Annotated in this window: 22 protein-coding genes; 8 read left to right on the forward strand and 14 right to left on the reverse strand. The window is 46.2% G+C overall.

Features of this window, described 5'->3' with window-relative positions; all coding sequences use genetic code 11:
• Positions 1–16 precede the first annotated feature (16 nt).
• From OGV83_RS19910 to OGV83_RS19945, 8 genes are all read right to left on the reverse strand, one after another.
• Positions 17–889, reverse strand: a complete 873-nt coding sequence (locus tag OGV83_RS19910; RefSeq protein ID WP_286464438.1) for a phosphorothioated DNA-binding restriction endonuclease — start codon at positions 887–889, stop codon at positions 17–19.
• 84 nt (positions 890–973) lie between these two features.
• Positions 974–2,476: a hypothetical protein gene (locus OGV83_RS19915; RefSeq protein ID WP_286464439.1), complete on the reverse strand. Its 1,503-nt coding sequence runs from the start codon at positions 2,474–2,476 to the stop codon at positions 974–976.
• Complete coding sequence (locus OGV83_RS19920; RefSeq protein WP_286464441.1) at positions 2,430–3,557, reverse strand: DNA cytosine methyltransferase; 1,128 nt, start codon at positions 3,555–3,557, stop codon at positions 2,430–2,432. The genes OGV83_RS19915 and OGV83_RS19920 overlap by 47 nt, the downstream gene beginning before the upstream one ends.
• A 614-nt stretch (positions 3,558–4,171) precedes the next feature.
• Positions 4,172–5,650, reverse strand: coding sequence for a conjugal transfer protein TraG N-terminal domain-containing protein (locus OGV83_RS19925; protein ID WP_286464442.1), 1,479 nt, complete (start codon positions 5,648–5,650; stop codon positions 4,172–4,174).
• A complete protein-coding gene (locus OGV83_RS19930) occupies positions 5,647–5,904 on the reverse strand; it encodes a hypothetical protein (RefSeq protein ID WP_032170335.1) in 258 nt (85 codons plus the stop codon). The genes OGV83_RS19925 and OGV83_RS19930 overlap by 4 nt, the downstream gene beginning before the upstream one ends.
• Positions 5,901–7,268: an integrating conjugative element protein gene (locus tag OGV83_RS19935; RefSeq protein WP_286464444.1), complete on the reverse strand. Its 1,368-nt coding sequence runs from the start codon at positions 7,266–7,268 to the stop codon at positions 5,901–5,903. The genes OGV83_RS19930 and OGV83_RS19935 overlap by 4 nt, the downstream gene beginning before the upstream one ends.
• A 2-nt stretch (positions 7,269–7,270) precedes the next feature.
• Complete coding sequence (locus OGV83_RS19940) at positions 7,271–8,203, reverse strand: TIGR03756 family integrating conjugative element protein (protein ID WP_286464445.1); 933 nt, start codon at positions 8,201–8,203, stop codon at positions 7,271–7,273.
• Between the two features lie 99 nt (positions 8,204–8,302).
• Positions 8,303–9,544, reverse strand: coding sequence for a pectate lyase (locus tag OGV83_RS19945; protein ID WP_286464447.1), 1,242 nt, complete (start codon positions 9,542–9,544; stop codon positions 8,303–8,305).
• Between the two features lie 681 nt (positions 9,545–10,225).
• Between OGV83_RS19945 and OGV83_RS19950 the strand changes: the two genes are divergently transcribed.
• The 4 genes from OGV83_RS19950 to OGV83_RS19965 are packed head-to-tail and all read left to right on the forward strand — an operon-like array spanning position 10,226 to position 14,830.
• Positions 10,226–11,470, forward strand: a complete 1,245-nt coding sequence (locus OGV83_RS19950; protein WP_286464449.1) for an oligosaccharide MFS transporter — start codon at positions 10,226–10,228, stop codon at positions 11,468–11,470.
• A gap of 13 nt (positions 11,471–11,483) precedes the next feature.
• On the forward strand, positions 11,484–12,776 hold the full coding sequence (locus OGV83_RS19955; protein ID WP_032170338.1) for a sulfatase family protein: 1,293 nt from the start codon (positions 11,484–11,486) through the stop codon (positions 12,774–12,776).
• A 3-nt stretch (positions 12,777–12,779) separates the two neighbouring features.
• Positions 12,780–13,580 carry a sulfite exporter TauE/SafE family protein gene (locus OGV83_RS19960; protein ID WP_286464450.1) on the forward strand — a complete coding sequence of 267 codons (801 nt, stop codon included), beginning with the start codon at positions 12,780–12,782 and terminating at the stop codon, positions 13,578–13,580.
• Positions 13,577–14,830 (forward strand): anaerobic sulfatase maturase, encoded by a 1,254-nt coding sequence (locus tag OGV83_RS19965; protein ID WP_286464453.1) that lies wholly within the window; start codon positions 13,577–13,579, stop codon positions 14,828–14,830. The genes OGV83_RS19960 and OGV83_RS19965 overlap by 4 nt, the downstream gene beginning before the upstream one ends.
• A gap of 6 nt (positions 14,831–14,836) precedes the next feature.
• On the opposite strand, the gene OGV83_RS19970 is transcribed toward OGV83_RS19965, so the two are convergent.
• The 3 genes from OGV83_RS19970 to OGV83_RS19980 form a co-directional block, all read right to left on the reverse strand.
• Complete coding sequence (locus tag OGV83_RS19970; RefSeq protein WP_286464455.1) at positions 14,837–15,604, reverse strand: hypothetical protein; 768 nt, start codon at positions 15,602–15,604, stop codon at positions 14,837–14,839.
• 86 nt (positions 15,605–15,690) lie between these two features.
• The gene (locus tag OGV83_RS19975) at positions 15,691–16,440 is read right to left on the reverse strand and encodes a Crp/Fnr family transcriptional regulator (RefSeq protein ID WP_286464457.1); all 750 of its coding nucleotides are present in this window, start codon (positions 16,438–16,440) and stop codon (positions 15,691–15,693) included.
• Positions 16,437–16,697: a helix-turn-helix domain-containing protein gene (locus OGV83_RS19980; RefSeq protein ID WP_137383900.1), complete on the reverse strand. Its 261-nt coding sequence runs from the start codon at positions 16,695–16,697 to the stop codon at positions 16,437–16,439. The genes OGV83_RS19975 and OGV83_RS19980 overlap by 4 nt, the downstream gene beginning before the upstream one ends.
• A 172-nt stretch (positions 16,698–16,869) precedes the next feature.
• Here OGV83_RS19980 and OGV83_RS19985 point away from each other — a divergent pair, with 172 nt between their 5' ends.
• The 4 genes from OGV83_RS19985 (at position 16,870) to OGV83_RS20000 (ending at position 21,492) form a co-directional block, all read left to right on the forward strand.
• Positions 16,870–17,070 (forward strand): helix-turn-helix domain-containing protein, encoded by a 201-nt coding sequence (locus OGV83_RS19985; protein WP_379945284.1) that lies wholly within the window; start codon positions 16,870–16,872, stop codon positions 17,068–17,070.
• 39 nt (positions 17,071–17,109) lie between these two features.
• Positions 17,110–17,331 carry a helix-turn-helix domain-containing protein gene (locus OGV83_RS19990; RefSeq protein ID WP_286464467.1) on the forward strand — a complete coding sequence of 74 codons (222 nt, stop codon included), beginning with the start codon at positions 17,110–17,112 and terminating at the stop codon, positions 17,329–17,331.
• A 120-nt stretch (positions 17,332–17,451) separates the two neighbouring features.
• The gene (locus tag OGV83_RS19995; protein WP_286464470.1) at positions 17,452–18,747 is read left to right on the forward strand and encodes a hypothetical protein; all 1,296 of its coding nucleotides are present in this window, start codon (positions 17,452–17,454) and stop codon (positions 18,745–18,747) included.
• Between the two features lie 258 nt (positions 18,748–19,005).
• Positions 19,006–21,492 (forward strand): DEAD/DEAH box helicase family protein, encoded by a 2,487-nt coding sequence (locus OGV83_RS20000; protein ID WP_286464471.1) that lies wholly within the window; start codon positions 19,006–19,008, stop codon positions 21,490–21,492.
• A 168-nt stretch (positions 21,493–21,660) separates the two neighbouring features.
• On the opposite strand, the gene OGV83_RS20005 is transcribed toward OGV83_RS20000, so the two are convergent.
• The 3 genes from OGV83_RS20005 to OGV83_RS20015 all read right to left on the reverse strand — a co-directional run bounded on the left by OGV83_RS20005 (position 21,661) and on the right by OGV83_RS20015 (position 23,249).
• Positions 21,661–22,329: a hypothetical protein gene (locus OGV83_RS20005; protein ID WP_286464473.1), complete on the reverse strand. Its 669-nt coding sequence runs from the start codon at positions 22,327–22,329 to the stop codon at positions 21,661–21,663.
• A gap of 134 nt (positions 22,330–22,463) precedes the next feature.
• Complete coding sequence (locus OGV83_RS20010) at positions 22,464–22,808, reverse strand: TIR domain-containing protein (protein WP_286464474.1); 345 nt, start codon at positions 22,806–22,808, stop codon at positions 22,464–22,466.
• Positions 22,809–23,249, reverse strand: a complete 441-nt coding sequence (locus OGV83_RS20015; RefSeq protein ID WP_134934259.1) for a hypothetical protein — start codon at positions 23,247–23,249, stop codon at positions 22,809–22,811. It lies immediately after the preceding gene.
• Between the last annotated feature and the right edge of the window lie 58 nt (positions 23,250–23,307).

Below are 23,307 nucleotides of genomic sequence, written 5' to 3' on the forward strand. Positions count from 1 at the left end.
TGCGAAGCTCACGATCTCAGGCTTTGAAGATCTGCTTACGATGCCAGCCGACATATTGTTCAGTGGGCCACAGTGATGTGTCATGAGGAAGATGCAACTGCTGGCCGTTCCGTTGCCAGAACAGGTTATCCACCACCGGGCTACGGCTGACGCCGCCGGAGATGTGGATAGTCAGATTCTCATCCAGCCCGAATGCGCCCATATCAAAAGCATCATGGTGCAGTGAACACAGTGCCAGACCGTTGTTTACTACACACGGCCCACCATAGGTTTTCCAGTGGATATGGGCTGCTTCAATACCAACCAGCGCACCATCCAGCCGTAGGTCGTAACCGCAGAAAGCACATCGCGAATGGTAAGCCCGGAGAACGATGTCTCTGAAGCGCGGATCGCGGTTCTTTGATCGGTCGATAAAATCCAGACCCAGTTGATTGGCGAGGATCCTCTGAATGCTTTCGGGGAAGCGGTCCATCAGGATTTTCTGGGCCAGTTGGTCGATTACTTCAGGGTGTGCAAGTAACTGTTGGTAAGCGGCTTCATCAAAGCCGCCCACTACCTGGTTATCAATCAGCTCTTTCTTTGTCGGCTGGGTGTTGCCTCTACGGGGTTTGCAGCCTTCCGCATTGGCAATTTCCCAGAAGCCGTCAGTTCTGAGCCGCCAGAAAGGCATATTGGGATAGTCAGTACGCCGCTTGGGGCCAAACTCTTTCAGCAGGCGAGTGAGCGGTTCGTGGATCTCCAGGCCGTAGTTAAACAGGCGCGGGTGGCCTGCTTTGTACTGTGACAACACATACAATAGCAGCAACGGTTTATGCGGAGCACATACGTCTCCATGACGCCATACAGAAACGTTGGAAATGGCTGATTGCAGCGTTTCGACAGATATCATAGGAATTAATTTGGTAATGGGCTGACTAATATGAAAAATTCACAATGTAGTTACTGAATATCGTGAATTTTTCATATTCTAGATTTAAATAATCTTTTCAAGATGCTCACAGAATTTTGAAAAAATAGGCTTATCTTCTTCGAACCACATAATACCTACATCTCGATCTGTACATAGATACTCTTGCAACCATGGAACGTATTTAGGCTCGTGGGGGTAGACAAGGCATAGATTAACGTCATAGCCAATGATGTTTTGATATCGATATCTGTATTCATATAATTGGCTGATTCCCTTTCTGGTTTGACTTAAAAGGTTTTTATCATCAATGCTCTTTACTTCAAATAAGAATTTTTTATTGTTTTTTAATTTGGCATATAAATCAATATGTTCATTTTCAAGAGATGTAGCACCTTTTGATACTAAATAATCGTTAAGTTTTTCAAGTAATATTTTGTGTGTGAGATTTGCTCTTTGGCGTCGAATTCTTGTCAATTCAGGGTCTACATATACCTTGTTTTTGTAGTTGTTTTGCTTTGTCGAAATAGATTTATTTATTTCTCTGAGCTCATATAGCTTATCAGAGGAGATAATTTCAACCATTTTTCCTTTTTCGGTAAAATCTGCTAAATCACTAGTAACAACATTGTTTTCGTGTGTTAGTTTAAAAATTGTCTCTTGGTCAAGAGTTTTTAAAGCATCATAATAATTAGACCATGAACAAGTTCGAAGTTCGTTATGTAAATCAACCTCATTTTCAACGTTGTCAAATCCATTGAACTGAATACTAATATTATTAATTGTGGATATTTTATCGAAAATTAATTCTTTCTCGGCTTTAGTTATTGGTGCTCTTAACTTTATTCGAGAACGTTCAACTTCAAAAAGATCTGTATGTTTCAAAATATGAAAGCGGCTTTCATATTTTCCTTGGAATTTAATGCCTTGATCTCTTATTAAATACAACTTTTCTTGTATCAATGATTCATCAGGAGATGCATTAGTATTTATATCTTTATCATTTGCCAGAATAAATATTTCCTCATAAGATACACTGGCTTCAAAAATATCGATATTATTTACTATAGAATCAGCATGAATAGCTTTACATATCAGTCTTAAAGGCGATAAATGAATGTTATCTCTAATAAAACTAAGAGTTCTTTCCTTTGTGTTTGCCTGGATTCGCAGGTTAGAGCTCCCTGAGCTATAAGCTACTCCCATTCCATTAGGATACTGGAATATTGATAGCTGTATTAATAAAAAAGCCGATACATTTGGTTCTTCATTAACTAAGAATCGTTTAGCAGAATTACTTAGATAAATATGCCAAACTCCATTTACAATACTAAGGCGATATAGACCTAAATAAGCTGGATATGCACTTATTTCATCCCTGAATTTTGAAGGGTCACGAGCAACCTTAGTTGCTCTTGGACTGATTTTTAGCAACTCTTGTTCGATAGCCAACCTATCGTAAGGATGACCATCGAACTTATTAAAAATTGTGGCTATATCTATTAATTTTTCTGGCCAATCATCACCACTCGAATGTATCTTGTGGCTGAAGAGATCCGTTATTAGCATTTTGGAAAAACCCCAAATCAAGAATGTCTATGAAATCATCAATATTTCGTTCTGTATCGATAGAGAACATTTCTTTTGCAACATGATTTGCTATTAATGCACCAAACAATGGCGGGACAGCATTCCCAACTTGTCGGATTATATGACGTCCAGTACCAAAAAATTCCCACCAGTCAGGGAATGTTTGGATTCTTGCACTTTCTCTTGGTGTTACTTCACGAGGTTCAAAAGGATGAACATGTCCTTTTCCACCACCAGCATCCGAGCCAACAATAATTGTATAGCTAGGTTTATCTGGATCTAATTTATTAATTCTAGTTTTGTGATCTCTCTCTCCGTATATTAAGGATTTATATCTATCTATAATTAACTGGCTATGTTTTCTTCCAACATGTCCATTAACATAGGGCGCAGCTTTCCAATCTGTTATAGGTGTAGGTAATCCTGTTAATACCTGTTGTACAGTATTAAATGCTTTAAAATCTAATGGTAAGGCATTTTCCTGAGCATGGGTTGGTACCATTGGAGGTATTGTTTTACCGTCTAATGAACCTATGAAAAATATTCTTTTCCTAAATTGTGGAATGCCATATTCAGCAACTTCATATTCATGTGCTGATATTTTGTATTTCCCATCCATTGAAAGGACTTTAGCTAGCTCCTTATATAGTTCACCACCATGGATGCTTTTTAGCCCAGCAACATTTTCAAATAGAAACCCTCTTGGGTTTAATTCTTTTATTAATCTTACATATTCGAAAACTAAGTTTCCTCGTGGATCATCAAGACCTTTACGCCGTCCAAAGACCGAAAACGATTGGCATGGCGGCCCACCAATCACAAAATCAATCTTTTGATCTCCGATGATTTCTTTAATCGCTTTTTTATCAATTTTTCTAACATCTTCACATAAAACAGGATGCTCTTTCACATAACTTTTTTTCCCCTGATTAAGCTTTAATGTTTCGCAGGAGTGAGCATCAATATCTGAAGATAAAATAATATTATACCCAGCGGCAGAGAATCCAAGGTCTAGACCACCACCACCAGAAAAGAAACCTAATGTATTGATATTTAACATTTATTTAATCTCGTTAAGCATAGCTTTGTTGCACATGTTATCATATTTTTTATGCTGTGTATATATACAGTTGTTTTGTTCAGATAACCATTGCGTTTTTTGTGTACAAACTGGACTGGTTGGAGTTTTGGTTTGCCAAGAAGCCTGCTTGGCTAATTGAAGTTGCTTGTTGCAACAAAACAATAACATATGTCAATCTCTTTTATCCTCTAAATTCACATTTGCGGCTAATAACAAAATGTAATTCGGGAACATTCTTAAGATCTAGTCTCAATGCTTCCCTGTCTACTGCCGCTAGATTCGTCCATTTGGCATTTTTTGATTTATCTGTAACCATCTGACTTAAATTCGGCTCGTGTGTGACGAAAAAGCTATTGTGCCAATAAGAAATATAACTCTTTGAATTCTCGATGTTTAAAATACCCAGCATGAGCTAGTAATTCACTAGAATGTTAAAATCTATAATATTAGGCGATAAATCAGTAAGGCCATAGCTACCGCACCAGCTATGTTCTTAGCCGGGATAAAATTGAACTGCGCATTTTGTGCGCCAAAGCACATCATCACAGTTGTTAGTTGTTGAAGACGAGAGTCTACTTTGACCAGCCTACTTGCTACAACAATTTTCCCCCAGCTTTGCCTCCACTATCCTGAGCCACCTTAACCCCACCCGCTAGCGCCCCATTCACCGTCACACCAACCCTCACTCCTGCCCACGTCATAGCCCCCAGCCAGAATGTCGGCAGCACCAAAAACATCGACCCCATCACTAGATTGATAATCACGTCATCCTGCGTATTCTGGATCCCAGCCAGATTCCAGCTACTGTGGGTATCGCTGTTGTAGAGTACATCCAGCAGCCAGCTATCGAGCCACCGCGCCAGTTCCCACCAGAAGGTGAGGAAGAACAGTGCGAACTGCACAAACGTCAGCGTCATCACCACCTTCACATCCCACGTCGAACAGAGCGTTATCAGCGGAATACAGATCACCAGCGCCATTTGCAGCAGCGCCTGTACCATCGGTAGTGCCTGACGCACGCTGTCGAATGCCGGGAACGCCGCTATGCTGCCGAGGATATTTCCGGCGCTGGATGCCAACCGGGTGGCGGCATTAGCGACGGTGCCATCGACATTGCCGCCATAGCCGGGGTAAACGCGACCATTCTGCGATACCTGCATATTGCGCTCGCTGACCAACGAACGCAGCACGGCCTCTTCATATACTGCCTGCGACTGACCGAGCTTTTTAAACGCCGTCCAGATATCCGGGGCCGGGAGTTGCAGTAGCCGGGCTTTCAGACCAACGGTGTCATCGGCCCACCACTGTTTACAGGTAGGGTAGCCACCGGCACCTGTATCGACCAGCCCAGCATCGCGTGATGCGCTATACGACCAGTCGCTATGTGGTGAAAGCGCATGATCGGTATCGTAGTAACCCGCCGTGTTAAGAAAGTACGATGATCCCAGCCAGGCCGTATCGTCACTGGTGTCATCGTCCAGCTCTCCGGCGCGGAATTTCAGACGGGCGCGGGAAGGGGCATAACACTCCTCGACAAAATCCCGCAGTTCCTGAGCCAGCGCCGGATCCTTAATTCGGGTGTGCTGTACCTCAAAGCGGATCTGACGCAGATCCGGCTGGCAGGGAAGGGTGGCAACCGTTGCGCTAGTGATGCCTTTGCTGATCACATGAATAAAATACCACCAGACCGGGACGGCGGCGGTTTTACCGCCCAGCGAGTTTATAATCGGTTGATAGCCGGTATCGGCGGGCTGCGGCACCGACATGCCGCACTGCTTCGAGCGGGTGGTGTCATATTTGATGGTATCGAGGTCGATGTTCAACATTGGCACGCAGGTGAACATAATGACCAGCAGCGAGGTGTACATCAGGTGCTCGGTCCATACCAGGGACAGCGCGGCTTTGTTGCCTTCATCGGCTCCCTGACTTCTGGCCTGTAGCCACAGCGCCAGCAACTTAATCAGCAGCGGCAGGGCGAATAATCCGGTGGCGCTGATCGCGTTCCACAGTCCGTTATTGACCACCCAGCCGAGCAGCGTCAGAAAGTATTCCAGATAGCTGTTAGTTGTCACCGGAATACCTCCGGCACGATTTCGTTGAGTACAATCAGTACGATAAATATCAGTGCGATACGGCGGATTGCCGGACGATGTAGCGGTAAGCGGTCATACAGATGCCAGCCCACACCACAAACCACGCCGTACAGAGTTATACGCCAGAGCAGCAGATCGCTGCGGTTAATCTGCGGCGTGTTACCCGATGCGAGATAAAACACCACCGCTGAACAAACCAGCAGCATGATGCCAGAGAGCATCAGCCGTTTCATTGCGTCTCTCCGCCTGTGGGTTTGCTGAGATCGTCCACCCGTTTGTCGGTGTCGTCTTCCACGCCGACCGCCAGGCCTTTGGTCTTCGCTCGCGTTGTCTGGCGTTCAAGGATTGTGAGCGCCGCGTTATCCGCGAGTGCCTGACGCATATCCAGTTCCAGCTTAAGCTGTGACAGTTCCTGGTCGAGCTGGGCAGTGGTCTGGGTCAGCGCGGTTTGTGCCTCTTTTTCACCGGATACATTGGGTTCGCGCATTCCGGCCAGCAGCGTGCGTCGGGCCATCAGCGCCTGCTCCATCACGCGGGAGAGCGCCAGTTCGCCGGAGAGTCGCTGGATAAGTACCGCAGCATCGGGATCGTCGCGTAGCGCCTCAATCACGCCGCGCGTCAGATGCAGTTCGCCGCCGCTGGCCTGCGCCAGCGTGTCATCGTTAACGGGCTGGCTGCGGTTCACCATATCGATAATCAGCGGCTGGATCTTATCCTGCTCTTCCTGAATCAGCGGCGTCAGCCCGACGCCGGATTGTGCGCCGCTTTGCTGGCTCGTATCACCGGACTGATCGTTATCCGGGGCGACGTTAATGGTCTGCTCGCCAACCACCCGAGTCAGCCATTGCGCAGCGTCGTCGGGTTTGCTCCATACCTTACACAGCTCACCCTGGCAGTCGTTGCTGGATACTGAACTGGTGCTGGTCGCGCTGCGATTATTGAGGATGTTGTAGCCTGCGACTGTCGTATCGCGAACCAGTTTGATGGGCGATTGACTTTTGCCGCCGCGATGTTCACCACCAACCCAGCGTTTGCCTTTCTCTGCTGCTTCTTCAGCCGCTCGCTGGTCGGCGCGAACGGCGTCTTTTTCGCTGGCGGCAATGCCCTGATAGTTCTCTGCCTGGGCGCTCTGCGTCCACGCCGGGCCGAGCGCGTAATCCGTCATCTTGCCTGCCATCTTCTGGCAGCTTAGCAGAGATTTATCGAAGTCGAGCCGTCCCTGAAGCACACCGTTAGTTAGCAGATCGTAGAGCTGAGGATTGGCACGCTGGATTACCATCGCGGGCAGGCTGGCGACCGCACTGGTCGCGCTTTCGATAACCTCGCCCATCAGTTGCTGGAAGCCGTCCGTCACGCCGTTGAGTTGATTACGGACTGTGGTATCGATATCGAAATTGCCGCACATCATATCGCTGTTCCAGCTTACGCCTGCCGTCAGGGGGAAGGTGTTACGCCGGGTTGCTGAAGGGGGAATGGCCGCACCGCCGCCGATGCGGTAATACATCCAGTCGCTGATCGCCCCCTGTTGCTGATACTGGTATTTATCAGCCGCCGAGGCGAGAAAGGCGACGAACAGAAGACACCAGGCTGAGCGCATCTTTAACCTCCGCTGCTGCCGAGAAAGGTCTGCCCACGACGCGGGCAGCATTTATAGGGCCGCCACAGCGTCCAGACATATGCGCCATCCTCCGCCAGTTTATCGGCGTAAGAGTCAGTGGCGGAGCCATCAGGGAAGATGGCGCAGGAGGTGGATTTTTTTGGAACCAGCATCTGCCACTGATGGTTACTGCTGTCGCCCTCCGTGACCGGATCTGGAGGCCAGTAGCCATCGTGTGAACTGGCAGCCAGCGGAATATAAACATGCAGCTGACCATTGCGTGTTACCAGATCGGCAGCGCGTTGGGCGATGACTGCCCCGGCCTTGTAGTCATGCGTCTGGCTGAGCGCCCCGGCTCGCGGGTAGATATTGCCCCACATATCGCCGTCTTTACTCACCTCACGCAGTCCGGGTGTTAACGCCTCCGGGTAGAACATTTCCGGCACGCCGTTGCGCCAGGCGAGCGCATCCAGCGTGCTGAGAAAGTAGGGGAGAAAAGGCTGTGACGATGGGGCGCAGACGTAGCCAAACTGGGCGAAGAATTTTGCCAGCGCATCACCGGCAGGGAAGCCAATCGCATCAGCGTTCTTAAACCGGACTTTGCTGTGCTGGCCGACGGCACGGGGATTAGTATCGCCGCCGGCTTCGGCGATACCGGGCAGCGGAGAGCTTAACGGCGACATCTCGGCCCACGGGTTTTGCCCGGTCACGCTGTAGGCTGATACCACCAGGTCCGGGCGGAAATGGCGAACCTTCACCGATGTACGCACCGAGCAGCCAAACGGCGTGCAGAACAGCCAGTAGCAGACACCGACTACCTGATATTTTACGCACGTCGGCGACAGGGCTGAGGCGGCGATTTCTGGCGTGGTGATGGCCTGCGCGAGATTGGACAGGCACAGTAGCGGTATGAAGAACAATTTACGCCTGAGCATGTTTCCTCCGCGACACGATGAATACAAAATGGTGTACGCGGAGGAAGCATTTAGCGCAGTAAGAAATTCAATACTGCCTGGAAAGATATACTGCTGTGGTTATCGCCGGGAGCTACTTTCCGGCTCCAGCGCGCCGATAGTCGGTGGTGTTCCGATAGCCTGATTTAACGCATCGTGTGCAGGTGCGCCTGTAACAGCGATCCCCGCATTAATGGCTGGTGAGCCGGGTTGCGGCAAATAGTCTCTCCAGAGCACATTCTCCGGGCCGGGGTTAGCCAGTCGTGGATTGTCGATTAACGCATAACTGTCAGAGGGCATTACCGGAACATGGTTGTAGAGATTGTGGTCGCCAGTAATTGCGGAGTCGTTGTAGTCCCAGACTGGAGTAACGCCAGAGCCATCGCCCATCAGGATATTGTTAGTCAGCTTCAGCTCAACTGCACCATCGTTGGTTGCCCCTTCTGTCAGAATGAGATGGGCGCTGGTTGTGTCTGGCGGCAGCAGAATGGTGTTGTTATAGATCTGTCCGTTAATCACGCCGCCGCTGCATACCTGGAAGGTGCGGGTTCTGTCCGCTACGGACAGGTTATAGCGGATTACGAAGTTGCGCGATTTGCCGGGTACATCGTACCCATAGGGACAAAGCAGGAAAAAGCCGCCTTCATTACCCGAGGAAATATTGTACTGATAGACAATGCCATTCGTTGAGTGATCGACATCGTAAGACATGCCGTCCTGTGTGGTATGGCCGCCTGAAGCGAAATTGTACTGGTAAACGATATTGTCGCTGTTGGCCGACCACATTCCGGCATTTGGCGAGCCGGAGCGCATATTAAAACCGTTCAGTACGTTGTATTCCACCGTACTGTCCGTACTGGTCATGGGCGCGATGCCATCGCCACCAATGTCAGAAAGCATATTATGACTGATATGGGTATTGTTGAATGGCTGCCATTTCGCAGTACATAAGCTGTACCAGAACTCGACCAGTTCCGGGCGCTGACACCAGTTGGACCAGGTGTAGATACCCTCGCGATCGACGGCGTGAATAATATTATCGCTGATATCCAGCCCGCTAAACCAGGTGGGTGTGGTGTTACCGAGCGCCTCCACCACAATGCCGCCGGAAGCATGGGCATATTTGCCTATGCTGCTGTCCGAAGGATTTTTTGTGGCTGGCATTTCTCCACGGACATCATGAATATTCAGGTGCTGAAGGCGGATCCCCTGATGTTCTCCACTGTCGGTGGCGCTAACCCATAATCCCCGGCGGGGGGATTTTCCATCGCCGCTGGCCGAAAGTTCCAGATTCTGTACCGTTACCCAACTGACATCTGTCATGTGGAAAGCCGCTTCGTTGCCGTTTGCTTCTATGCGAGGTAACGCCGTTCTTTCGCCCCAGGCATCATAGATAACTGGGGCATTCTCTGAGCCGGAAGTTGCGGCGACCACTTCGCCATTACAGGTAGTGCCACGGCGAAACAGTATGCTGTCTCCCGGATGCAACTCATGGTTGTTAAGCGTACTGATCGAATTAATAGGATTGCTGGCGGTACCATCACCGTCAACGGTAGCGGAGCAATCTATATAAAGTGACTGTGCTTGGAGGGAAAAAGAAAATAACAGCGTGAGTGCCGTAAAGAATAACCTGTACCGCAGATTACTCCCCTTATACCGGCTGATATTCTTTGATAGATAAGTTGTCATGATATTAGCCTCATTTCTGAATAAATCGGGGTAATAAAACTGGCTGTTAATCATTAACAAAATTAAGAAAGGGATATTGCCAGACAGACCACACGGTGCCATTTGCTTACGGTTTGATACAGACGGTAAATACCGGGTATGAAACGACGTTTCTGCTCACGAATGTGGTAAGAGTCACAAAATTATCAATTTTGATATGACAGTTGTTATAAGCATTCTGGCCCTTTGTTTTTTACCATTCCCGCACACTGTTCTGCGTCGTTGTCGTCGGAAAACAGTGCCTCTGTTTGATGATGCTTATTTAAGGGGGCGGCAATGATTAAAACACATGACACCCGATGGAATGTGATCCTCTGGGGATTGTTTTTCCTGTTCTATTACTACAACTGGTCTTCCTGCTTTTTGTTTTTACCCATGTGGCTAACCCGGATGGTGGGGCTGGATAAAACGCATATTGGTATGGTGTTTTCTTCCTTCGCTGTGGCCGCTATCTGCCTGCAACCGTTGCTGGGTTGGGTAACAGATAAGCTGGGGCCGAAAAAACACCTGCTGTGGCTGATCGTTATCCTGATGGTGCTCTTCGCGCCGTTCTTTATTTACGTGTATACCCCGCTGCTGCAAAGCCACTTTGCGATTGGGCTGGTAGTGGGCGGGCTGTATCTGGGATTTATCTTCCACGCGGGCTATGGCGCGGTGGAGGCGTTTGTCGAGAAAGTCAGCCGTAATCGGGGCTTTGAGTATGGCCGCCCCCGGCTGTTTGGCTGCTTTGGGTCGGCAGCCTGCGCGACTATCTCCGGCATTCTGTATGGCTTCGATCCGACATGGATTTACTGGATTGGTTCGGCGCTGGCGTTACTGCTGGTGGTGATCCTGCTGGTTGCCCGCTCTGAGCCATTGCCGGGCATTGAAGCGGAAAAAGTCCGCCAGCAGAAGGTCAGCGTGTGGGAGTTGTTTAAACTCCGCCGGTTCTGGTATTTCACCTTATATGTATTAGGTGTGGCCTGTATTTATGATGTCTTCGACCAGCAATTTATTAATTTCTTTACCCGTTTCTTCGACCATCAGGAACAGGCGGCAAGAGCATTCGGTTATATCACTACCGCCGGGAACCTTGGTGATGCTGCGGTGATGTTTTTTATTCCACTACTGATTAATAAATATATTGGTAGTAAGAATGCATTATTAATTACCGGTACCATTATGACGATTCGGATCGTTGGTTCATCCTTTGCCACCGGACCGATCGAAGTGCTCTTTTTACGGATGCTGCATAATTTTGAAGTACCTTTCCTGCTGATTGGTATTTTCAAATATATTACTGATGTTTTTGATACTCGCCTGTCAGGGACTATCTATCTGGTGGGCGTGATGTTTATCAAGCAATCCGCCGCCATTGTTTTATCAACAGTCGCAGGTCATTTGTACGACACCATCGGCTTCCATAGCACCTATCTTATCCTCGGCAGCATTACTGCCGCGTTCACTCTGCTGTCCGCTTTCCTGCTGACTTCAACCCCACGCCAAAAAACGGCGGACGCCTGCGCGCCCGCCACACTCTAACGGAGAGAACATTATGCAACCGAATATTCTGGTCTTTTTCACCGATCAACAGCGCTGGGACACGGTGGGCTGCTATAACCCTGCTGTCAGTACTACCCCAGTGCTGGACCAGCTTGCCCGCGAGGGTGTGAAGTTCGAAAACGCCTTTACCGTCCAGCCGGTCTGCGGCCCGGCGCGTTCCTGCCTGCAAACCGGGCGTTACCCGACGCAGAACGGCTGTTACCGCAATAATATCGCCATGCGACAGGATGAGGTGACGCTGGCGAAGCTGTTCAATCAGGCGGGATATGACACTGCCTACATCGGGAAATGGCACCTGGCGGATCTGGATGAAAAACCGGTGCCGGAAGCACTGCGCGGTGGCTGGCAATACTGGCTGGCGGCAGATGCGCTGGAACATACATCGCATCCTTACGGCGGTCACTTTTTTGATAACAATAACCAGCCAGTGCATTTTGATGGCTACCGGGTGGATGACCAGACCACGTTCGCGCTCGATTACCTGAAAAATCGCCAGCAGGATAATCCATTCCTGCTGTTTCTCTCTTACCTGGAACCGCACTTCCAGAATGATATGGCGCGTTTTGTCGCCCCGGATGGCTACGCTGAACGCTTTCAGACCGCATCGGTGCCGCCGGATCTGATTAACCGCCCCGGCGACTGGCCGCAAAACCTTCCTGATTATTACGGCATGTGCCAGAACCTGGATGAAAACCTTGGGCGTATCGTCGATTACCTGAAGGCCAGCGGCGAATACGACAACACCATTATCCTGTTCTTCAGCGATCACGGCTGTCACTTCCGTACCCGTAACGATGAATACAAACGCTCATGCCATGAGTCCAGCATTCGTATTCCCTGCGTGGCGCGGGGCGGGCCGTTCAGCGGCGGCAGAACGGTGGAACATCTGGTGACGCTGCTGGATATCCCGGCCACGATGCTGAGCGCCGCAGGTATTACGGTGCCTGATGCCATGGTGGGGCGTGATTTGCAAACGGCTCTGGATACTGAGCACTGGGATGAAGAGGTGCTTATCCAGATTAGTGAGTCGGAAGTAGGGCGGGCGCTGCGCACACCTCGCTGGAAATATGAAATTGTCGCGCCCGGAAGCGATCCGTGGAATGAGGCAGCCGCAGAGATCTATGTAGAGAGCCAGCTTTACGATCTGCTGAATGACCCATGGGAGCGCCAGAACCTGATTGCCAGCCCGGAACATGCGCGGATCCGTGAAAAATTACGTCAGGATATTGGCCGCAAAATGACGGCGATTGGTGAAGTCCTGCCCGTCATTGTCCCTGTGGAGTAAGTGATGACTGGATGGATGATTGTCGCGCTATGCGGCTGTGGTATGGCAACCAGTTTGCTCTCGGCGCTATTTGGCGTCGGGGGCAGTATCCTGCTCGTGCCGGTACTGCATCTGCTCTTTCCGAAATGCGCTGTGCAGGTGCTGGCCGCGACGTCCCTGACGGTGGTGATGCTGAGTGCGTTGATTAACGTCTGCGCCTTCTGGCGTCAGGGTATCCGGTTAAATTCGCAGCTGCTGGTGCTCTGGTCGCTGGGTATGGCGACGGGAATGCAAGCAGGCGTGTACGCCAGCTTTTTGCTGTCGGATAAGATGCTGCTGATACTGTTTGCGCTGGTCCTGGTGGGGCTGGCATTGCGCTGTGGATATTCGCACCCGACAACTCAGCAAAACGTACAACCGGATAGCCGGACGCGCAGCGCCGGGATGCTGTTGTGTACCGCTGGCGGTGCTGTGGCCGGGTTAACCGGGCTGGGCGGCGGTTCCGTGCTCGCGCCGTTGATGTCGCAGCTCTCCGGGATCCCGCGCCAGCATATCGCTGTGTACTGCAACTGGATGATGCTGTTCGGCAGCGCCGGAACGGTGGTCAGCTATCTGTATCGCACTGCACCGGATACCGGTGCATTACTACCGGCGTTGCAGTTTGGTTACGTCAATATGGCTATTGTGGCCGTGATCTTTCTCTGCACGCTGGCGTTTCAGCCGATCAGCATGAGGTTGCGCACTTTGCTACCTGAATGCTGGCTACAGCGCGTTTTTTCCGGAGTATTGCTGATGATTGCCACGTTGATTCTGGTGACGCTATGAAACACGCTTTCCATCTGATGGCAAAACCTGCGGGCTGGCGCTGTAATCTGGCCTGTGATTACTGTTTTTACCTGGCAAAAGGGCAGGGGGTGTTGCGGGATACTAGCGGACAGCGGCATATGTCCGATAAGGTGCTGGAAACGTATATTCGCCAGTACATCGCGGCATCGCCCGGCGCGGAGGTGAACTTTACCTGGCAGGGCGGCGAGCCCACGCTGGCCGGGCTGGATTTTTATCGCCGGGCCGTGGCGCTCCAGCAACTTTTTGCCGGGAATAAACGTATCACTAACAGCTTACAGACCAACGGCGTACTGATTAACGACGAATGGGCGGCATTTCTGGCTCAGCATCGGTTTCTGGTAGGGATATCGCTGGATGGTCCGGCGCATCTGCATAATCATTACCGCAAGACGGGCTGCGGTAAGCCTGTGTTTGAACAGGTGATGGCGGCGCTGGATACCCTGAAGCGCCATCGTGTGGACGTCAATATCCTGACCGTGGTGAACAATGTGACGGCACAGGCTCCGCTGGACATTTACCGCTTCCTGACGCGTGAGGTGGGAGCTGAATTTCTCCAGTTTATTCCGGTGGTGGAGTATGACGCCCAGCGCGGGCTGCTGCCCTGGTCAGTGACGGGGGAAGATTACGGGCGATTTATGATCGCCATCTTCGATGAATGGGTACGTCATGATGTCGGGAGGGTATTCGTTCAGCTTTTTGATAACGCACTGGCGGCGTGGCTGGGTGAACGTCCGGCGCTGTGCGTGATGCAGTCTACCTGTGGACGGGGGCTGGTGGTTGAGCAGAACGGAGATGTTTACAGTTGCGATCACTATGTGGATGTGGAACATCGGTTAGGCAATCTGCTACAGCAGCCGCTGGAAAAGCTGGTTGTGGGTAAAGCACAACGACGGTTCGGCCAGCAGAAAGCGCAGCTCCCGGATGATTGCCATCGTTGTCCGTGGCGCTTTGCCTGCCAGGGTGGTTGTCCAAAGCATCGACTACACGAGCGGCTGAATCATCTTTGTGCCGGATATCGCATGATGTTTAGCCATATGGATCCGTATATGACCTATATGGCGCAGCAGATCCGTATGCAGCAGTCTCCGGCTGGGGTGATGTCGGTAGCGAATGACATTGCGTTGCATATTAGTAATAACATGCCTGCGACATCACGTGCTGCCATAACTGATAACGTAGCTCTCATGTTAAGGATGAAATTACCGGGTGAAGATTCCCCCGGTTCCTAAGAATGATTAAAATTTAGCGGGTAAATCGTGCTTATTATTAAGTATTTGATTTGTGAATTTTACCATTTTATCAGTCTTAATATTTTTGAAGTTATCGTGTATTGTCTCAATGTAATAGCTGAGTTTTTCAGCATGATCAGTATTGTTAAGGTCATCTATGTAAGGTAAAGATTTATTTATAGCATTCTTAATTTCGTTAATAAACGAGAGCCCGGTTTCAATGTCAGAGTAGACGCCATTCCGCATCCTGATATATTCTTGTAGCTGATTATTAATTTGGTCAAAGCGAATGTTGGCCATCTTGCTGTCATCTTCTGATTGTACGATCTTTGCCTCGTATTCCTTGATGGACTCTTCGAGGTTTTTTATTTTAGCACTATATTCTATTTCTTTTAATGCGGCTTTTTGTTTTGCATCACGAAGTTCTTTGTCATAGGTGACAGAATCTTCGGCAACTTTTTTAGCAATCAGCTCTGAGGATTTTAATGTCCAGCGAAATATGATTGCCTTTTTATGTATGATTTCGAAGAGGCACTGTACATATGGGTACAAAGCCGCTGCTATACACCCAAACACGATAGGGAATATGATGGAGGTATTCTGTGCTATATAGTTTATTCTGGTATCTACATTTGTAGATGTAGAGAACGCATATATAATATCTCGCCAGTTATCCACACAAAATGAGAGTGCTATAAAACCAAAAAAAGAATTATTTATTCTTTGCAAGAAAGCATCTTTAATTGAGCTAAAAGGGGAATTGTCTTCAAACATATCACCACCAAGAGAACACAAGAAAAACGGGGATTATATGTTCATCATGCGACTGATTAAGTACATCAAATGCTATACATAAGGCTTTACTGCTGAGGTGCAATGATACTGTTATCCAGCAATGCCAGTAACCGCACCGGGTGAAGAACATGCAGGCGACGCTGTGAGTCATCCAGTATGCTTGCCTGTCTCAATTCTTTGCTGAACCGTAAAGCGGTTTCAGTCTCACATCCTGCAAACTCGGCTACTTCACGCCACGTCCAGTCATAACCGGGAAAATACTGCGTCAGATACCAGAGGCTGCTCAGGACCCGGTGACGGGTGCGGTAACGAGCGATCCAGGTCATGCGATGCTCCGAATCAGACAGACTTGCCACCACCTGATTTAACAGAAATTGGGTGAACTGCGGGTGATAGCGCAGGAAGTCGCTGTTGGAGTGGGGAATGACGTGGCACAGCGATGCTGTCTGCAAAACGCAGGCGTGGCAGTGGTAGAACTCAGAGCCAAACAACCCCAGATAGCCAAACCAGTCCCCCTGTTGGCAGGCGCGAACCAGCATCTCTTTGCCATTTTCCAGCGTGTGGTGTAAACCGACGACGCCATGGTTGAGATACCAAAAGCCGCAGATGGGTTCTTCCTGTAGATAGATTTTGCTTCCTGTTTCACGAGCGATAGGGCGTAGCAGGGCATGGCGGGAAAAGTGGGCGTAGTGGAAGGCGGAGCGGTTGCGCACTGGAGCTGCGAGAAACGGCATCTCCACCGGCGGTGGTATGGCGGCCTGCTGAACCTGAACTGGCGTAGAGATACTGTGGAGGTTGGTGTCTGGAATAATCATAGCCTGCACCTGACGGGGAGCGGATTTTTTGGTTGCCGCTGTTCGCCTTCTTCCTCGTAACGGCTGGGCCAGATTTCCGCAGGGTGAACGTTGAGTGCGCGAGCAATCAGCCATTCGCCTTTCGGCCAGGGACGTGAAAGCGCATTCGCCAGCGTGGAAGAGGCCAGCCCCGCTTCCCGCGATACTGCCGCCATACTGGTGCCGCGTTTGTGCAGGGCGGCGATGATATCGGCTGGGTGCCAGTCTTGTTTAGTCATTCCTGTTACCTTTTTTGTAGACTATAAGTCACGTATGAGTATGCTAGCACGCTTTTTATGTGACTTATAGTCCGTGGAACAATAGGCGACAAAGATTGATGCTGGCCCTATGGAAAAGACCGGATCAATCAAAAAACTGCTAGGCAACCGAATCAGGGAACTTCGTCGGGAGATGGGGCTGTCTCAGGAGGACTTTGCCGACAAATGCGGTATTGATCGTTCATACATGAGTGGAGTTGAGCGCGGAGTACGGAATCCTACACTTGAAATTTTGTGGGCAATATCTGGTGGTCTGGATTTAGATCTTAGTCATCTGTTTATGTTCGAGACAAATACCAAAGTAGAAATAGAAACCACGCCTTGTGACTCATAGTCCGTGGTCTGATAGGCATCAACACGTCATCTTTTCTGGATGAAAAATTCATCCAGTATTCAAGCTCTTTTTGGAGCGCATCTTAAAAAGCTCAGGTTAGAATCAGGCTTATCTCAGGAAGCATTTGCTGACAAGTGTGGCCTCGATCGTACGTATGTGAGTGGTATTGAAAGAGGGGTCAGAAATCCTACTCTTGAAGTGATCAGTGTCCTTGCGGCAGGGCTAGAGATTGAAATTAGTAAGCTTTTTGAATTTAGTTAATTAATTTTATAGGTCATTTAATTATTCCTTTTCTTAGGAAATATACTGCCAAAAAGTGACTTGGTTCAATCACTTGCCTGTTAGATTCTCTGATAATGTCTCCCGCAAAGGGAGGATGCCATGTTAGAAAGTCTGCAACCTAATGTCACTCAAACGTTACCTGACGATAGGGAAGAGCTGTATCACCTTGTCTGGCGCGAGCCTGCGGAGCGAATCACTTCCCTCTATAGCATCAGCAAAGAACAACTGACAAAACGATGCGCTGAATTACTAATACCGAGACCGCTCGCCGGATACTGGAAGGCGCTAGCGAAAGGAACTGCACCGGCGGTACCTGCTTTGCCTGATTTGAAGAGTGGCAAGGTAGAAAAATCCCCCAGAAAAACCAGCCAGGCCATTCCTCCTCCCACAAAAATATCATCGAAAGTAGTAACGCCAGCACCGCGAAAGCGAGTGAGGACAGAGGGTAGTGGCTATGCACTGATCGATGATCTCAAAACTTACCTTCCCGTCTCTTCCGTCACAAAAGACGGCTACTACAAACCAACGAAAAAGAAGCTACTCGATCTGAATGTTTCAGAAACGGCATTCAATAGTGCTATCGATTTTCTGAGTCGGTTTTTTGCTGCACTGGGAAAGCAAGGTTATTGGGTAAGGTTAGCTGAAGGAAATGAAGGACTTCATTGTCAGGGCATAGATATCAAAGAAGACCCAAAAGAGGGCGGTTTGCGTTATGACAGCTTATGGCGCCCTTGTTCAGCCAGTATTATCTGCGTTGGGGATATGCTGTTCGCCTTTAACCTAGCTGAAATGACGGAATATGTTCCAGCAGAAGAGGTTGATGGTCGATACATCCGCGATGAAACGATGATCCGCTGGATGAGGGGAAAATATGACAAGCCATTTCGCTATGTCCTTAAACATGCCTTACCTACCGGACGATTCTTTCTACAGCTCTACTCGCCATACTCGTCAACTAACTGGCAGGTTGAGTTTCGCCAGACAAAACAGTGCGGGCTTATAAGCCAAATCCCGAAAATCATTTCTGCGATGCATGAAGCTGTTCCGTTGATTAAGAAGCAATTGGAAGAGGCGAGAGTCAAAGCAGAAGCTCGGCGGATCCAGTGGGAACTAGATGAGAAGAGATATCGGGAGCGGGATCGAATAAAAGAAGAGAAAGAGGCGTATAACGCCAGTTTAGCTGAATTGAAATCTATCATGGCGCAGTGGGTGGAAGATAAGCGTATAGAGCAGTTTTTTCGTGAAGCAGAATCGGATGTATCTCTGGTTGAAGGAAAGCATAAGGGACAGGTAATGGAGCGTCTACAGCTGGCCCGCCAGCTTTTGTCGGTGGATACTGCTGTTGAGCGATTGCTTAAGTGGACAACACCTCAAGAGCGATTAAATAAAAGGTAACCTAACACCTCTAATTTTTGGCGAACACCTCATCTTTTTGCTATGACTACATTGATAGTTTGTTAAAAGATGCAAGCTGGTTTTGTTGCGGAGGTTGATTGATCATCATTAGGTTGTGTTTAACCAAAAATTAACATTAAGGTGTTTTTGTTAACTGAAAAATAAAATGTACAATTTACTGCACGAACATTCAGATTATGCTAATTATTATAGGGAAAATTGGCTATATGTTCATTTATTAGACTAAAGGAAAATATCATGCCTGGGCTTTTTCTTGATTTGTCAAAACTTTCTAAAGGTGTCGATAGTAATACCGCAATTCCTCCAAGAGATATATTCACCGCTCTTCCTGGTAAAAATGCTAAATTTCAGTATCCACGTGATGTTCAATCAGAGGTTTGGGAAAAATGGTTTAACATTAGAAATAATCCTACTACCGTTATTAAAATGAATACTGGTAGCGGAAAAACCTCTGTAGGATTGATTATTTTAAAAAGTTGTATTAATGAAGGGGTTGGTCCCGTAGTATATCTTGTTCCTGATAACTATTTAGTCGAACAAGTTATTGAAGAGGCGAATCAGCTTGGTATTCCAGTAACATCAGATGAGAAATCTCAAAAATTTATTGCAGGGCAGGAAATTCTTGTTACAAATATTTTTAAATTGGTCAATGGGCGCTCTGTTTTTGGGGTTGGAGATGAAGGTGAGAAAATATCCATTGGTTCTATAATAATTGATGATGCCCATGCTTGTCTTTCAACGATTGAAGATCAATTTACTTTAAGTATTAGCAGAGATAACCCTGCATATGATAATTTATTTAAAATATTTGAAAATTCTTTAATGACACAAGGGAGTGCTAAAACTCTAGAGATAAAATCTGGAGATAGAAATGCATATGTGAGAGTCCCATTTTGGAAGTGGCAAGAGAGTATTAATGATATAACAAAAATACTTCTGGCTAATAAAGATCATAAGGATCTTAACTTTAAATGGTCATTGGTAAAAGAAAATTTAATCCTCTCGAAATGTATAGTAAGCGCAAGTAAAATTGAGATATCACCTCATTGCATTCCTATTCATATGATTCCAAGTCTAGCAAATGCTCGCCGAAAAATATTCATGACAGCAACGCTTGTTGATGAGTCAATATTAGCAAGTCACTTCGGTATTACGGATGATTCATTATCTAGCCCTATTACACCAAAAACAATAGGTGATATTGGTGATAGAATGATCTTGATGCCACAGGTTATTAATCCTGAGCTAAGTGATTTAGAAATTAAATCCATGTGTAAAGAGATCTCAAGTAACCATAATGTTGTTGTCATAGTTCCCTCTGAATATAGAGCAAGATTTTGGCAGGATGTTGCAGATAAGACACTTGATAAAGATAATTTGTATGATGGGGTAAAAGACCTTAAAAACCGACATGTTGGTCTTGTTGTTCTTATTAATAGATATGATGGTATTGACTTGCCAAACACAGCATGTCGCCTTTTGGTCATTGATGGTCTTCCAGATGTTCGCAGATTGGTAGATAAAACAACTCAAAGTATGCTCTTAGGTAGTGAAAAAACTAAAGATGAAATTATACAAAAAATTGAACAGGGCATGGGGCGTGGTGTACGTTCCAGCGATGATTTCTGCGGTGTAATATTACTTGGTAAAGCATTAAATGGTGCTGTATTTCTTGGTACATCGTTAGAAAAATTCTCACCTGCAACAAAAGCTCAAATAAAACTATCACAAGAATTGGTTAGGATATTCCCTGATTCAACTATTGCGACTATTAAAGGTGCTCTAGATTATTGTTTATTAAGAGAACAGGGATGGACCTCAATGAGTAAAGGTGCATTAGCTGGATTAACTTCAAGTCCAAAAGAAATTGATTCTCATACGATCAATAAAAGAAGAGCGTATGATTTTGCATCAAGGAATATGGCACACGAAGCCGCACAAATTTTAAAAAGTGATAGCAATGTTACTGACATTATTCATAAAGGCTTTTTGAAGGAACATGCGGCTGAATATGTTAATCTTTATGACCAAAGTGAAGCCCAGGTATTATTGCAGTCCGCATCTGGTGATAATTATCGAGTCTTAAAACCTTTGTCTGGAGTTAGATATAGTAGATTAGATGGAGCCGCATTGGAACAAGCAAAGGAGTGTAGTAATTATCTGAGGGAAAATTTTAAGAATAATAATGAAATAGTCGTCTATACGAATTCTACTCTTGAAAATTTGATTTTTATGGAAGGTACCTCAAATCCATTTGAAAATGCAATCGACCAAGTTGCAAAATTAATTGGATTTAGAAGTCAACGTCCTGAGAATGATACAGGGAAAGGGCCTGATAATTTATGGTCAATGGGTGACAATGATTACCTGGTGATTGAATGTAAAAATGGCGCTACAGCAGATAGAATCAGTAAACATGATTGTAATCAACTGAATGGTTCAGGGGCTTGGTTCAGAAGTATGTATGATCAAACTGCCACCTTCCGTCCTATAATGATACATCACTCTAATTTTCCAGAGTACGCAGCAACTTTAAATGAAGGCTCTAGGATCATGACAATAGCAGATCTTGATAATTTCAAAAAATCAATCTTAGATTTTATTAATGCTATATGTAGCTGTGATAAAAAACATGATGAAACATTTATTCGTGAAAGGCTAATATCGTGCAGGCTACGTGCATCAGATATAGTTAATAATTATACAAGAAATTTCAGAACATAATGATTATTTTCTAGTGCAGCTCTTTACAGCCCTGCATTAGAATTTTGTTATCATCCCTAAACCACCTCCTCTGTAGGTGGTTTTTTCTCATTTCGAATAAGTGAAATTATAATTAATCAACGTATCTAATGATAGTAGGTTACTTTATGTTAATGATGATGTCTCTGATTAATAGCCCATACCCATATGTTTTCTTGGTGACGGAGGTTTAATATGATCTTTCACCCATTTTTGTGCATCAGAAAGGGAATTAAGCCTCATAATCATTAGTTCTTTAGTATTAGGATTTCTTGCAAGTAATTCGAGAGTAGAGTTTGTTGAAGCACTTGTTTCAGTAAGCACCCAGGCTAAATAAGCCTCAAATTCAGGAAGTGATAATGAACGTAAGCCTTGAATATTGAAAAAGTCCTGAGCAAACGCAAGTGCAGATATTTGTTCTGAATGAACAGGATTTAAATCTGGTAATCCACATTTACAACCAAAAACGGTAATGTTACAAATTTCTTTACGGTAAATGTTTGTTTTTATTTGATTGCTTTTTGAATCAGCCCAAGATATAAAATGACACTTGTCATGATATCGAGTCATATCTTCACGAGTCAATAATTTCTGACACAACGTTAAACGTTTAGGTTTGTATTTTTCACTAACTAAATTTTTATCTGTATATTTGAATTCAACTATTGCAAATCTATCTGCGTCGGTTAATACATAATCAGCCCCCGTATCGCGATCTTGTCCATCAAGAGAGAAAGCATGAAAACGGCAACCTGCTGCATGTGATTGCTCTCTCATAAAATCTCTAAACATATCTGCAAGTGATTGTTCATGTTGCATTGATCTGAACTCCAATAAAAAATAATAAAATTTTAAGGTAATTTATTTAATCTGATATCCTTTAATAACCAATGAGGTTGCAGAATAAAAGATCAATATTTAGATAATAACTTCTCATTTTTTAAGTGTAATTGTTAGTATGGGGTGAGTTGTTCATGAAGTAATGTATTTTTTAAGTTGGCTAAAGTTATACTTTTTTCAGGCATAGCTTTGATCACAATAATTGGTATATTATTCTTTTTGGCCTCGGCTAATTCCCACTGTACCCAACTCGATTTGACTATTGAACTTGATTCGATTAAAACAAGTAAGTCAGCCTGGGATAACATGTTTTCAACATGATGTTGTTTATTATTTGCATTGTTGTGTAATAAGTCAATATAGCAATCACCACAACGTGAGATAATTTTATATAAATCGTTTAACAACTCACGATCTATATAGCTGTCTTTAGTTGTGTAACTTACAAAAATACGCATTTAATTTCCTGAGCAGTAATAAGCTAACCATCCACCACAACCGATAATAGATAATATGTAGTAAAGGCTCATTGAATGATTAAATACTGCGCTAAGTTTGGTGACAGTTAATTGTTCAGCTTGATATTTATCAATTGAGTTTCTATTAGCAATGGAAATTAATTTTCTATTCATTGCTATCCGAGTTTTTCGTTGAAAGTAATATGCCGAAGAATCTGCTATCCAGAAACCAATACATATTAGAAGCGGTATAATAAAATAAGAGTAGTCAAGTTTGCTATCAGTAAGCTTGACCAATAAAGTTAAACTAACCCCAATTAGTCCTACGCATATTTTTTTGAATTCAAAACAACTCTTGCTTATTTGCAAGGTTGCTTCATGAAGTTGATTAACTATTACCCAGTCTAGCTCGTCTTCACAGCTTTTCTTGTATTCTTGCATATATCACTAGCTCCCAGAATCTTTTAAATTAATATGGTCACTAGTATTTTATTAGATC

Origin of the sequence: Citrobacter sp. CK189 (genome assembly GCF_030333505.1) — a bacterium.
Lineage (GTDB): Bacteria > Pseudomonadota > Gammaproteobacteria > Enterobacterales > Enterobacteriaceae > Citrobacter_B > Citrobacter_B koseri.